Origin of the sequence: Variovorax sp. dw_308, from assembly GCF_019207085.1 — a bacterium.
GTDB lineage: Bacteria > Pseudomonadota > Gammaproteobacteria > Burkholderiales > Burkholderiaceae_C > Variovorax.
Map to the genome: position 1 here is coordinate 286,426 of NZ_JAATOM010000001.1, position 12,464 is coordinate 298,889.

The 12,464-nt window shown below is 65.9% G+C and carries 10 protein-coding genes; 7 read left to right on the forward strand and 3 right to left on the reverse strand.

The window, feature by feature from the left end:
- Window positions 1-14: 14 nt before the first annotated feature.
- Window positions 15-1,046, reverse strand: coding sequence for a transporter (locus tag HCU76_RS01280; RefSeq protein WP_213955336.1), 1,032 nt, complete (start codon window positions 1,044-1,046; stop codon window positions 15-17).
- Window positions 1,047-1,049: 3 nt separating this feature from the next.
- On the reverse strand, window positions 1,050-2,681 hold the full coding sequence (locus HCU76_RS01285) for an inorganic phosphate transporter (RefSeq protein WP_213955337.1): 1,632 nt from the start codon (window positions 2,679-2,681) through the stop codon (window positions 1,050-1,052).
- Between the two features lie 158 nt (window positions 2,682-2,839).
- On the opposite strand from HCU76_RS01285, the gene ppk2 reads away from it, so the two are divergent.
- Window positions 2,840-3,751, forward strand: coding sequence for a polyphosphate kinase 2 (gene ppk2 / locus HCU76_RS01290; protein ID WP_213955478.1), 912 nt, complete (start codon window positions 2,840-2,842; stop codon window positions 3,749-3,751).
- Between the two features lie 109 nt (window positions 3,752-3,860).
- Window positions 3,861-4,919 carry a PHB depolymerase family esterase gene (locus HCU76_RS01295; RefSeq protein ID WP_213955338.1) on the forward strand — a complete coding sequence of 353 codons (1,059 nt, stop codon included), beginning with the start codon at window positions 3,861-3,863 and terminating at the stop codon, window positions 4,917-4,919.
- Between the two features lie 28 nt (window positions 4,920-4,947).
- On the opposite strand, the gene HCU76_RS01300 is transcribed toward HCU76_RS01295, so the two are convergent.
- A complete protein-coding gene (locus HCU76_RS01300) occupies window positions 4,948-5,784 on the reverse strand; it encodes an endonuclease NucS domain-containing protein (protein WP_213955339.1) in 837 nt (278 codons plus the stop codon).
- Window positions 5,785-5,935: 151 nt separating this feature from the next.
- Between HCU76_RS01300 and urtA the strand changes: the two genes are divergently transcribed.
- The 5 genes from urtA (at window position 5,936) to urtE (ending at window position 12,380) form a co-directional block, all read left to right on the forward strand.
- Window positions 5,936-7,204 carry an urea ABC transporter substrate-binding protein gene (urtA, locus tag HCU76_RS01305; protein WP_213955340.1) on the forward strand — a complete coding sequence of 423 codons (1,269 nt, stop codon included), beginning with the start codon at window positions 5,936-5,938 and terminating at the stop codon, window positions 7,202-7,204.
- 158 nt (window positions 7,205-7,362) lie between these two features.
- Entirely contained in the window at window positions 7,363-8,913 is a 1,551-nt protein-coding gene (gene urtB / locus HCU76_RS01310) for an urea ABC transporter permease subunit UrtB (protein ID WP_213955479.1), read from the forward strand.
- Window positions 8,910-10,142, forward strand: a complete 1,233-nt coding sequence (gene urtC, locus HCU76_RS01315) for an urea ABC transporter permease subunit UrtC (RefSeq protein ID WP_213955341.1) — start codon at window positions 8,910-8,912, stop codon at window positions 10,140-10,142. Before urtB ends, urtC begins: the two co-directional genes overlap by 4 nt.
- Window positions 10,139-11,014 carry an urea ABC transporter ATP-binding protein UrtD gene (urtD, locus tag HCU76_RS01320; protein WP_213955342.1) on the forward strand — a complete coding sequence of 292 codons (876 nt, stop codon included), beginning with the start codon at window positions 10,139-10,141 and terminating at the stop codon, window positions 11,012-11,014. The genes urtC and urtD overlap by 4 nt, the downstream gene beginning before the upstream one ends.
- 673 nt (window positions 11,015-11,687) lie before the next feature.
- Window positions 11,688-12,380: an urea ABC transporter ATP-binding subunit UrtE gene (urtE, locus tag HCU76_RS01325; protein WP_218508209.1), complete on the forward strand. Its 693-nt coding sequence runs from the start codon at window positions 11,688-11,690 to the stop codon at window positions 12,378-12,380.
- Window positions 12,381-12,464: the final 84 nt, after the last annotated feature.

Sequence of the window (12,464 nt, forward strand, 5' to 3'; positions counted from 1 at the left end):
GTGCACTGGTGTTTTCAGCGTTTCTTGCGCAGCGCCAGCCAGGCCGCGAGGCCGGTGAAGGTGGCGATGATGGCCACCACGATCCAGAAGCCCTGCTTGTGTTCGGCCAGCGGCACGCCGCCGACGTTCATGCCGAGCAGGCCGGCGACGATGTTGATCGGCAGTGCCAGCACGGTGACCACGGTCAGCACGAACAGGCTGCGGTTGTTGTCCTCGTTGACGTTGGCGGCGATCTCCTCCTGCAGCAGCTTGATGCGCTCCTGCAGCGCCTGCATGTCGTGCAGCACCAGCGAGAACTCCTCGGTGGCGCTGCGCAGTTCGTCGGCGTCGGCATGGGCCATCCAGCGGGGCGGGCGCTGCAGCAGGCGGAACAGCGCCGCCGGCTCGGGTGCGAGCAGCCGCTGCAGCCGCACCAGCAGGCGGCGTTGCGCGCCGAGGCGCACGCGCTTGTGTTCGAGGCGGCCGGCGAGTTGCTTGTCTTCGATCTCGTCGATGCGCGTGGTGACGTCGCGCACGATGTTCATCAGCACCTCGGCCTGGGTGCGCAGCAGGTGCTCGAGCAGTTCGGTGCTGCTGCGCGGGGCGTCGCCCGCCTTGACCGCCGTGCGCAGCGCGTCGACGGAGCGCAGGGGCTTGGTGCGCGCGGTGACCACGAGGCGCGGGCCGACGCTGATCCACAGGGTCGAGATGTCCGAGGGCTCGAAGCCGAACTCGAAATGCACGTCGTTGATGACGGCGACCAGCGCATCGTCGGCGCGCTCGATGCGGGTTGAATGCAGGCCGTCGCGCAGCGCTTCGTAGAAGGTGTCGGGCAGGGCTGCATGGCGGATGAGCCAGCGCTCGGCCTGGGCGTGGCTCAGGTTGAAGTGCAGCCAGAGGTAGGCGCCGGTTGGAGCCTGCGCCGCGGCGCCGAGCCACTGCGCGGCCTGCGCCGAGTCGAGCTCGCGCGAGGGCTCGGCCGCAGCCGGGTCGAACAGGTAGCCGCAGATCAGGCCGGCTTCGTCGCCGCCGTAGTTGGCGGCGGCGAGTTCATGGAACAAGGGCAAGGATCAGAACAACTTGGTGAACAGCCAGTACAGCGAGCCCGACAGCAGCATCGCCACCGGCAGCGTCAGCACCCAGGCCATGGCGAGGCTGCGCAAGGTGCCCCATTGCAGGCCGGAGCGATTGGCCGCCATCGTGCCCGCGACGCCCGAGGAGAGCACGTGCGTGGTCGACACCGGCAGGCCGTAGATGTCCGCCGCGCCGATCGTCAGCATCGCGACCAGTTCCGCCGAGGCGCCTTGCGCGTAGGTGAGATGCGTCTTGCCGATCTTCTCGCCGACGGTGACGACGATGCGCTTCCAGCCGATCATGGTGCCCAGGCCCAGCGCGATCGCGACCGCCACCTTCACCCACAGCGGGATGAAGCGGGTCGCGTCGTCGAGTTCCTGGCGGTAGGCGGTCAGGGCGGCCCTGGCGTCGCCCTCGAACTTCACGGCGCCGGACTTGTCCAGCAGGCGGATCGATTCGGAGCTGAGGTACATGTCGTTGCGCACGTTGGCCACGGCGCTGGCCGGCAACTGGGCCAGCGAGCCGTTCTCGCGCACCTGGGCGGCGATGCTGCCGGTGAGCTGGGAGATGGCGGGCACCACGGTCGGGCCGTATTCGCGGGTGCGCAGGTAGGTCGACAGCGTCTCGCGTGCGGCGGGCACGCCGGCGGCCGGCAGCGACGTGGGAACGGTGCGGTTCATTGCACCTTGCGCCAGTTCGGCCACGGCCACGAACTGCACGGTCTTGTCGGCCGGCATTGCGCGGTTCAGCGCATAGGCCATCGGCACGGTGCCGACCAGGATCAGCATGATCAGGCCCATGCCCTTCTGGCCGTCGTTGGAGCCGTGGGCGAAGGAGACGCCGGTGCAGGTCAGCACCAGCAGGCCGCGGATCCACCACGGCGGCGGCGCGTTGCCGCGCGGCTCCTCGTAGAGCGCGCGGTTCTTGACGAAGGCGCGCAGCGCCAGCAGCAGCAGGGCGGCACAGCCGAAGCCGACCAGCGGCGACAGCAGCAGCGAATAGCCGACCTTGGTGGCCTGCGACCAGTCGACACCGCTGGTGCCGTCGCGGCCGTGCATCAGCGCGTTGGCGATGCCGACGCCGATGATGGAGCCGATCAGCGTGTGCGACGACGACGCCGGCAGGCCGAGCCACCAGGTGCCGAGGTTCCAGATGATCGCGGCGATCAGCAGCGCGAACACCATCGCGAAGCCGGCGCTGGAGCCGACCTGCAGGATCAGTTCCACCGGCAGCAGCGAGATGATGCCGAAGGCCACCGCGCCGCTCGACACCAGCACGCCCAGGAAGTTGAAGAAGCCCGACCAAACGACCGCGAAATTGGGGGGCAACGAGTGGGTGTAGATCACGGTGGCGACCGCGTTGGCCGTGTCGTGGAAGCCATTGACGAATTCGAAGCCCAGCGCGATGAGCAACGCCACGCCCAGCAGCAGGTAAGGCACCCAGGTCGTCATCGGCGCGCCGGAGGCGCTCACGTCCTCGACCAGGCTCCATGCCGTGTAGAGCAGCCCGGCGGCCAGCAGGCCGACGAACACGACCAAGGTCACCGGGCTGGGCCTGGTGTCGAGCGAGAGGCGCGCTGTCGCGGGCGGGTGGATCGAAAGCGGGGCGTTGTCGGCGAGCGAAGCCATGGCGGTTTCCCTGAAAAAAGTTGTGGGCATCGTCTCGCCGCTGCATGACAGTGGTGTGACGGCCGGCGATCGCGGCCTTGTCTGTCACGGATCAGTCATGGGGCGGCGTCAGCATCGGGAGTTCGCCGCTTTTCCCGGAGGAACCTGCCATGACGACGATGCCCGCCACACTGCAAGACCACGACGCCCTGATGGATCGCATCGCGCGCGACCTGATCGACAGCTATGACGAAGAGCTGGAACTGGAGATCGAGGACCGCGAGATCGACGCGGACGGCGCGCCCGTCGGCGCCGACAAGGCCGCGCGCCAGCACTACTTCAAGGAGCTGTTCCGGCTGCAGGGCGAACTGGTGAAGCTGCAGGACTGGGTCCAGCACACCCGGCAGAAGGTGGTGATCCTGTTCGAGGGGCGCGACGCGGCCGGCAAGGGCGGCGTGATCAAGCGCATCACGCAGCGCCTCAATCCGCGCGTGGCCCGCGTCGCGGCACTGCCTGCGCCGAACGACCGCGAGCGCACGCAGTGGTACTTCCAGCGCTACGTGACGCACCTGCCGGCCGCCGGCGAGATGGTGCTGTTCGACCGCAGCTGGTACAACCGCGCCGGCGTGGAGCGCGTGATGGGCTTCTGCTCCGACGCCGAGTACGAGGAGTTCTTCCGCTCGGTGCCGGAGTTCGAGCGCATGCTGGTGCGCTCTGGCATCAAGGTGATCAAGTACTGGTTCTCCATCACCGACGAAGAACAGCACATGCGTTTCCTCGGCCGCATCCACGATCCGCTCAAGCAGTGGAAGCTGAGCCCGATGGACCTGGAAAGCCGCCGCCGCTGGGAGGAATACACCAAGGCGAAGGAGATCATGCTGGAGCGCACGCACATCCCCGAGGCGCCGTGGTGGGTGGTGCAGGCGGTCGACAAGAAGGCCGCGCGGCTCAACTGCATCACGCACCTGCTGGGGCAGTTTCCGTACGAGGAAGTGCCGCATGCGCCGGTGGTGCTCCCGCCGCGGGTGCGCAATGCGGACTACCTGCGCCAGCCGGTGCCGGCGGACATGTACGTGCCGGACATCTATTGAGCGACCCGGCACCACGAAATCGACGGCACGCGCCCGGGCACCGGGACCCACGTGCTATTGGAACCATAGCGGAACCGCGCTGAGGCGCGGAAGCTGCTACGGTTGGCATGTGGCACGTCGATCTTCTTCCTCCACGCTCACGCGTGCGTATCAGCGCAACCTGAAGGCGCTCACCAAGGTTGCGGTGGGCACCAGCAAGCGCCTGGCGAAGCAGGTGGGCAAGCAAGTGGCGCGCGCGGCCGCGCAGCAGCGCAAGCCGCCGCCCGGCAACGGAGACTGGCTCACCGGCATGGCGATGGGGCCGGGCGGCACGCGCGGCTACCACCTGTTCAGGCCGCACGTCGAACTCGCCGCTGGTGAAAAGATGCCGCTGATGGTGATGCTGCACGGCTGCGGCCAGACCGGCCGCGACTTTGCCGCAAGCACCCGCATGAACCGCATCGCCGCACGCGAAGGCTTCATGGTTCTCTACCCCGAGCAGGACAGGCTGCACCATCCGCAGGGCTGCTGGAACTGGTATGACACGCGCTCCGGCCATGCGGACCGCGAGGCCGCGACCTTGATGACGGCGGTGGACCAGGTCAGCCTGCTTTACCCGATCGACCGCGAACGCGTGGCGGTGGCGGGGCTCTCGGCCGGCGCGGGCATGGCGGCGCTGCTGGCCACGCGGTATCCGACGCGCTTCAAGGCGGTGGCCATGCATTCGGGCGTGGCGCCGGGTGCGGCGCGGTCGAGCGCGACGGCCATCGGCGCGATGAGCGGCCGGCGCGTGCCGCTGGTGCCGGCCGTGGCCGTGGGCAAGGCCTTCGGCGCGGCGGTGGTCGGCGCCAGCCTGCCGCCGATGCTGGTGCTGCACGGGGACCGCGATGCGGTCGTTGCGGCCAGCAACGCCACGAACGCGGCAGCGGTTTGGGCGACTGCTTGCGGCGCGCGCCCCGCCGCCGAGCGGTTGTTGCAGCGGGGCAAGCGCTATCCCGCGCGGGTCACGGACTTCAGGCGCAGCGGGCGCGTCTGCGTCACGCTGTACCAGGTCGAGTCGCTGGGGCATGCCTGGAGTGGCGGCGCGTCGCGGCTGGCGTTCAGCGATGCGGGCGGGCCGGATGCGTCGAAGCTGGTGTGGGCGTTCGTGGCGCGGGCGTTCCGGATGCTCCCGCCTTCAAAGTCCTGATTTGGGGCTTGCTTGCCTGTATCGAGACTCAGGCACCCACAGGCTTCGAGATTCGCAGCGCGACCTTGAGGTCGTACTCCATCAGGAAAATTCCCGTTGCAACAGAAGCCGCGTAACGGAGCTTGTCCGAGATCTCGGCAGCGATGACCACTCCGTAGACGGCGTGATCACCGGCAAGCCGGTGTCTGACCCACCCCATATAGCGAAGCGTCTGGCCGAGTGCTGCATCCGGTCCACGGCCAAGCTTCAATTCAAGTACATAGAACGCGCCGTCATCGCCGCGTGCGAGGATATCTACGACCCCGACTTCGGTTCGGTACTCCACCCCTGGAACGCCAGATTCATCGACGAAGAGAGTGAGCCGGGAGGGCAGATCGGGGACGGTCGCGAGGTTTTGCGCGAGATAGTCACGAAGGTGAGCTTCAAGGGCAAATCGGCCGCCGCCGTCAGCCGAAGATTCCGTCGCTGGCGCGTCCACCGGCGCGACCACTTGTTCGGCGCGCCCAGCAGCCGGGACGTCTGTGGCTTGCCGCACGCTCCGTGTGCCGCTTGCGTCCTGTGCAATTTCCCAAACCCCGTGAATCTTGGGGTCGTAAAGCTCATACGAGCCATCTGCCCGGCGAAAGAGCTTGTCGTACTTGTTCCCAGCGTCGGTTCGCCTCGGCAGCTTGCCACCGCTGTAGTGGACGCGCGTGTTTGCATTCACCGTGAGCAGCGTCGTGTCGGGCCGCACATTGATGACATTCCGGTCTGGAAAGTTCTCGCGAAAGTAAGCCTCGAGTTCGGGGACGGTCGCTCGTCCCCCAAGAGCTTCGATGGCCTGCAGCACGAGTTGCCAATTTGGTAGCGATGGGTCGTAAGTCATGTGGGGCAGGAGGAAACGGGTGCGGCATGCTACGCGAGCCGCCCTGTACGCCACCCGGCGTATTTCTGGCAACCCATGTCATCCGCAAACTCCGTCCATCGTCAGCAAAGCGCTGGCGAAAAAACTCAACCACCACCGGAGAAGGATGCTCATGCAACGTCGATTCACTCTCAAGGCGCTCACCGCCAGCGTCGCGCTTGCCGCCCTTGGCGCTGCGCCCGCATTCGCTGCCGACACCATCAAGGTCGGCATCCTGCACTCGCTGTCGGGCACGATGGCGATCTCGGAAACCGCGCTCAAGGACATGGTGCTGATGTCGATCGACGACATCAACAAGCATGGCGGCGTGATGGGCAAGCAACTCGAGCCCGTGGTCGTCGATCCGGCTTCGAACTGGCCGCTCTTCGCCGAGAAGACCAAGCAGCTGCTGGGCCAGGACAAGGTCGCCGTCATCTTCGGCTGCTGGACCTCGGTGTCGCGCAAGTCGGTGCTGCCGGTGCTGGAAGAAATGAACGGCCTGCTGTTCTACCCCGTGCAGTACGAGGGTGAAGAGCTGAGCAAGAACGTGTTCTACACGGGTGCCGCGCCCAACCAGCAAGCCATCCCGGCTGTCGACTACCTGATGAGCAAGGAAGGCGGCGGCGCCAAGCGCTGGGTGCTGCTGGGCACGGACTACGTGTATCCCCGCACCACCAACAAGATCCTGCGTGCCTACCTGAAGAGCAAGGGCGTGAAGGACACCGACATCGACGAGAAGTACACCCCGTTCGGCCACAGCGACTACCAGACCATCGTGGCCGACATCAAGAAGTTCTCGGCAGGCGGCAAGACGGCGGTGGTATCGACCATCAATGGCGACTCCAACGTGCCCTTCTACAAGGAACTGGGCAATGCCGGCCTGAAGGCCAAGGACGTGCCGGTCGTCGCCTTCTCGGTGGGCGAGGAAGAACTGCGCGGCGTGGACACCAAGCCGCTGGTTGGGCACCTGGCCGCATGGAACTACTTCATGTCGATCAAGAACCCGACCAACGCGGCCTGGATCAAGCAGTGGAGCGACTACGCCAAGGAAAAGAAGATCCCCGGCCAGATGGACAAGCCGCTCACCAACGACCCGATGGAAGCCACCTGGATCGGCATCCACATGTGGAAGCAGGCCGTCGAGAAGGCCAAGTCGACCGACACCGACAAGGTCGTCGCCGCGATGGCGGGCCAGACCTTCACGGCGCCCTCGGGCATCGTGTCGAAGATGGATGAGAAGAACCATCACCTGCACAAGAGCGTGTTCATCGGCGAGATCAAGGCCGACGGCCAGTTCAACGTGGTCTGGAAGACGCCGGGTCCGGTCAAGGCCAAGCCGTGGAGCCCGTACATCGAAGGCAACGACAAGAAGCCTGACTACCCGGCTGGCAAGTCGATGTAAGAAGCCTTCGCCCAAGCGCCTCTTTACCGGGGCGCATTGCGGAGCCTCTGGCCCGTTCCTTGCTGCGTTCCCTGCCGCAAGGGCGGGCCTTCTTTTTGGATGGAACCATGCACTCAAATGCCATGTACCGGCGATTTCTCGAGGGCGCAGTCGCGGCCATGCTGCTGGTGGCCGGCGCGGCCCATGCGTTGACCGCGGAAGAGGCGAAGGCGATCGCCTCCGGCGAGACCGAGGAGCGCGTCGCGGCGCTGAACAAGGCCGTTGCCACGGCCGACGACAAGACCTCGGCCTTCATCCAGGCGATGGCTGACGATTCGGTCAAGTTCACCGCCGACAAGGTCTTCCTGATGAAGGGCGACAAGGGCTACGACCCCGTGACCGGCGCGGAACTGAAGGTGCCCGACGACGCCGAGGACGTGGTGAACAACAACCTCATGCGCGGCGCCTTCGACGCGGCGCAATCGGTGCTGAAGCTGGTCAACAGCAAGGACGAGGCGGTGCGCCTCGAAGCCGCCAATGCGCTGCTGAAGAACCCTGACGAATCGCGCATCCCGATGGTGGAGAAAGTGCTGTCGATCGAGACCAACGACAACATCAAGGCCAAGCTCGAACTGGTGCGTGCCGCATCGCTGCTGAACAGCACCGACAAGACCAAGCGGATCGCGGCGGCCACCGCGCTCGGCGAAAGCAAGAGCCCGGAAACCAAGCTGCTGCTGAACGAGCGCTTGACCGACGAGACCGAGCCCGACGTCAAGGCTGCGCTCCAGAAAGCCATTGCCAACATCGACGGCGCACTGGTCTGGGGCGACCGCATCAATGCCATTTTCAGCGGCATCAGCCTGGGCTCGGTGCTGCTGCTGGCCGCCCTCGGCCTGGCCATCACCTACGGTCTGATGGGCGTGATCAACATGGCGCACGGGGAACTGATGATGATCGGCGCCTACGCAACCTACGTGATGCAGGGCATCTTCCAGAAGTACCTGCCGGAGTCCGCCTTCGGCCTGTACCTGGTGGCGGCGATCCCGGTGTCGTTCCTGGCGTCCGCGCTGGTTGGCGCGATCCTGGAGCGCGGCGTGATCCGCTTCCTCTACGGCCGGCCGCTGGAGACGCTGCTGGCCACCTGGGGCATCAGCCTGATGCTTCAGCAACTGGTGCGCACCTTCTTCGGCGCTCAGAACGTCGGCGTGGAGAACCCCGCCTGGATGAGCGGCGGCTTCACGATGCTGAGCAACGTCACGCTGCCGTGGAACCGCATCTGCATCATCATCTTCGCGGGGCTGGTGCTGCTGGCGATGGGATGGCTGATCGGCAAGACGCGGCTGGGCCTGTTCGTGCGCGGCGTGACGCAGAACCGGCCGATCGCATCGTGCATGGGCGTGAACACGGCGCGCATCGACACCTACGCCTTCGCGCTGGGTTCCGGTATCGCGGGCCTGGCGGGTTGCGCGTTGAGCCAGATCGGCAACGTCGGCCCGGACCTTGGCCAGAACTACATCGTGGATTCGTTCATGGTGGTGGTGATGGGCGGCGTCGGGCAACTGGCCGGTACCGTCTACGCCGCGATGGGCCTGGGCATCCTGAACAAGTTCATCGAGGGCTGGGCCGGCGCGGTGCTCGCGAAGATCGCGGTGCTGGTCTTCATCATCATCTTCATCCAGAAGAGACCCCAAGGGATCTTTGCCATGAAGGGCCGGAGCGCAGAAGCATGAGCAAGATTGCACTACCCCCCAAAGGTCCGCTGCTGAGCGGCAAGGGCTGGACGGCCTTCTGCATCGCGCTGATTGCCGTGTGCGCCGTGGCGCCGGTGCTGAACCTCTGGGTGCCGCACGAGAGCATGTTCTATATGAGCGACTACGCGGTGGCGCTGCTCGGCAAGATCATGTGCTACGCGATCTGCGCGCTGGCGATGGACCTGATCTGGGGCTACACCGGCATCCTGTCGCTGGGCCATGGCATGTTCTTCGCGCTCGGCGGCTACATGATGGGCATGTACCTCATGCGCCAGATCGGCCGCGACGGCAACTACAAGAGCGACCTGCCGGACTTCATGGTGTTCCTCGACTGGAAGGCGCTGCCCTGGCACTGGACCTTCAGCGGCAGCTTCGTGATGACGCTGATCCTGATCGTCGCGGTGCCGGGCCTGATCGCCTTCGTGTTCGGCTTCTTCGCCTTCCGCTCGCGCATCAAGGGCGTGTACTTCTCGATCATCACGCAGGCCATGACCTTCGCGGCGATGCTGCTGTTCTTCCGCAACGAGACGGGCTTCGGCGGCAACAACGGCTTCACGGATTTCAAGCGCATCCTGGGCATCCCGATCGCCACGCAGAGCATGCGCATGACGCTGTTCGTGTTGACCGGCTGCACCTTGCTGGGCTTCTTCCTGTTCGGCAAGTGGCTGATCGGCAGCAAGTTCGGCCGCGTGCTACAGGCCATCCGCGATGCCGAGACGCGCGTGATGTTCTCGGGCTACAACCCGCTGCCCTACAAGCTCACGATCTGGGTCATCTCGGCCATCATGTGCGGCGTCGCGGGGGCGTTGTACGTGCCGCAGGTCGGCATCATCAACCCCGGCGAGATGAGCGCGGCCAACTCGATCGAGATTGCGATCTGGGCCGCGGTGGGTGGGCGTGCCACGCTGATCGGGCCGATCATCGGCGCCTTCATCGTGAACGGCGCGAAGAGCTGGCTGACGGTGGTGGCGCCGGAATACTGGCTGTACTTCCTGGGCGCGCTGTTCATCGCGGTGACGCTGTTCCTGCCGGATGGTGTGGTGGGCCTGGTGAAGAAGTGGATCGCGCGCATGAAGGCGCCGAAGGACGCGGCCCCCGAACTGAGCGAAGGGCGGCTGGAGGCACAGCGCTCGCTCGCGACTTCCGAAGGCGTCGAGCCCGCGGCCTTGTCGTCGATCGCCGCCCAACCCGAAGGAGCACGCGCATGACCCCGGACCTGATGGAAGAGGGCGCGCTGCGCATCGCCCGCCACGAAGGCATCGACATCGAAGGCATGACGGAATCGGGCGGCCGCGAGGCCGGCTTCGGCCGGCACGTGACCGAAGGCGAAGTGGACGTGACGCACGGCCGCATCTTGTACCTCGAGGACGTGAGCGTGAGCTTCGACGGCTTCAAGGCGATCAACAAGCTGTCGCTCGATATCGCGCCGGGTGAGCTGCGCTGCATCATCGGCCCCAACGGCGCCGGCAAGACGACCATGATGGACATCATCACCGGCAAGACGCGGCCCGATTCGGGCACGGTGTTCTTCGGCAGCACGATCGACCTGCTGCGGCATCGCGAGGCGGACATTGCGCAGTTGGGCATCGGGCGCAAGTTCCAGAAGCCGACGGTGTTCGAGCAACTGACGGTGTTCGAGAACCTGGAGCTGGCGCTGAAGACGAACAAGGGCGTGAAGCATTCGATGCTGTTCAAGCTCGATTCGGAGCAGAGCGATCGACTCGCGGAGGTGCTGGAGACAATCCACCTGCGCGACAGCGTGGCGCGCATGGCCGGCAACCTGAGCCACGGGCAGAAGCAGTGGCTGGAGATCGGGATGCTGCTGATGCAGGACCCGAAGCTGTTGCTGCTCGACGAGCCGGTGGCAGGCATGACCGACGAAGAGACGGCGCGCACGGCGGAACTGTTCCTCACGTTGAAGGGCAAGCATTCGCTGATGGTGGTGGAGCACGACATGAGCTTCATCCGGACCATCTCGGAGATCGTGACGGTGCTTTGCGATGGGTCTGTTCTTGCGCAAGGCACGCTTGACGAGGTGCAGTCCGACGAGCGGGTGATCGAGGTTTATCTTGGGCGCTGACTTGTCGTTCATTGACAGGCGTGTGGGGGCGTTGCGCGCGACGGCCTGGGGTGCGTCGGTTAGGGGTGCGTCGGCGGTCGGCATGCGGTACGGGCCGGCCGACCCTACTGCGCTGGTCGCTGCGCGACTCCCCTGCAGTGCTCGCGTTCGGCGGGGTCCACATGAACTCGCTTCGCTCAGACAGCATGTGGCCCTGATCCGCCAAACGCTGCGCGCTTCGGCAGCGCAGAAGGGATCGACCAACCCGCACCGCATACCGCCCGCCGACGTGGACGCGCTGGTGTCGCGCTCGGCCTCCGCGGTGGACAGCGCCTTGACCTTCCTCCGATCATTCGTCGCCGTGGACGGGCTCCCGGTCTTCCTCCCTCTCCCTCTGGGAGAGGGCCGGGGTGAGGGCTGCCGCCCCCAAAAGCGGGCATGTCGTCCGAACCACCCCCAAGCCCGGTGCGCGGTGCGGGTCGGGCGATCCCTTCTGCGCCGCCGAGCAGCGCAGTGTTTCGCGGATCAGGGCCACATGCTGTTTGAGCGAAGCGAGTTCATGGGGACCCCGCGAAACGCGAGCAGCACAGGGGAGCCGCGAAGCGGCCGGCGCAGCAGGGTCGCACGGCCCGTACCGCGTACCGGGCGCTCGTCATAGCGGCATTCGCGACCAACCAAGACGGAACACAAAGACATGCTCACAGTCAAGAACGTCCACCAGTACTACGGCGGCTCACACATCCTGCGCGACGTGAGCTTCACCGCCACGCTCGGCAAGGTCACGGTGCTGCTCGGCCGCAATGGCGTTGGCAAGACCACGCTGCTCAAGTCGCTCATGGGCCTGGTGCCCATCAAGAGCGGCAGCATCGAGTTCGACGGCCATCCGATCCAGAAGAAGACCCCCTACGAACGCGCGCGCGCCGGCATGGGCTTCGTGCCGCAAGGGCGCGAGATCTTCGCTCGACTCACCGTGGAAGAGAACCTTCGCATGGGCCTGGCCTACAAGAGCGGCGGCACGCCCATTCCGTCGGAACTGTTCGACCTGTTCCCCGTGCTCAAGCAGATGATCAACCGCCGCGGCGGCGACCTCTCCGGCGGGCAGCAGCAGCAGCTTGCCATCGCCCGCGCGCTCGCGCCCAAGCCCAAGCTGCTGATCCTCGATGAGCCCACCGAAGGCATCCAGCCCAGCATCATCAAGGACATCGGGCGCGTCATCCGCATGCTGGCCGATCGTGGCGACATGGCCATCGTGCTGTGCGAGCAGTACTACGACTTCGCGCAGGAACTGGCCGACGACTACATGGTGATGGAGCGCGGCGAAGTGATCGCGCGCGGCCTCGGCAAGGACATGGAAGCACAGGGCGTGCGGCAACTCGTCGCGATCTGAACCTGTGCGCTGAACCCCGCCAAGTGGAGAGGCGAGCCTGGACGACCTACTTCGAATATGGCTGGCGCGCGGCGTCGCGAGCCA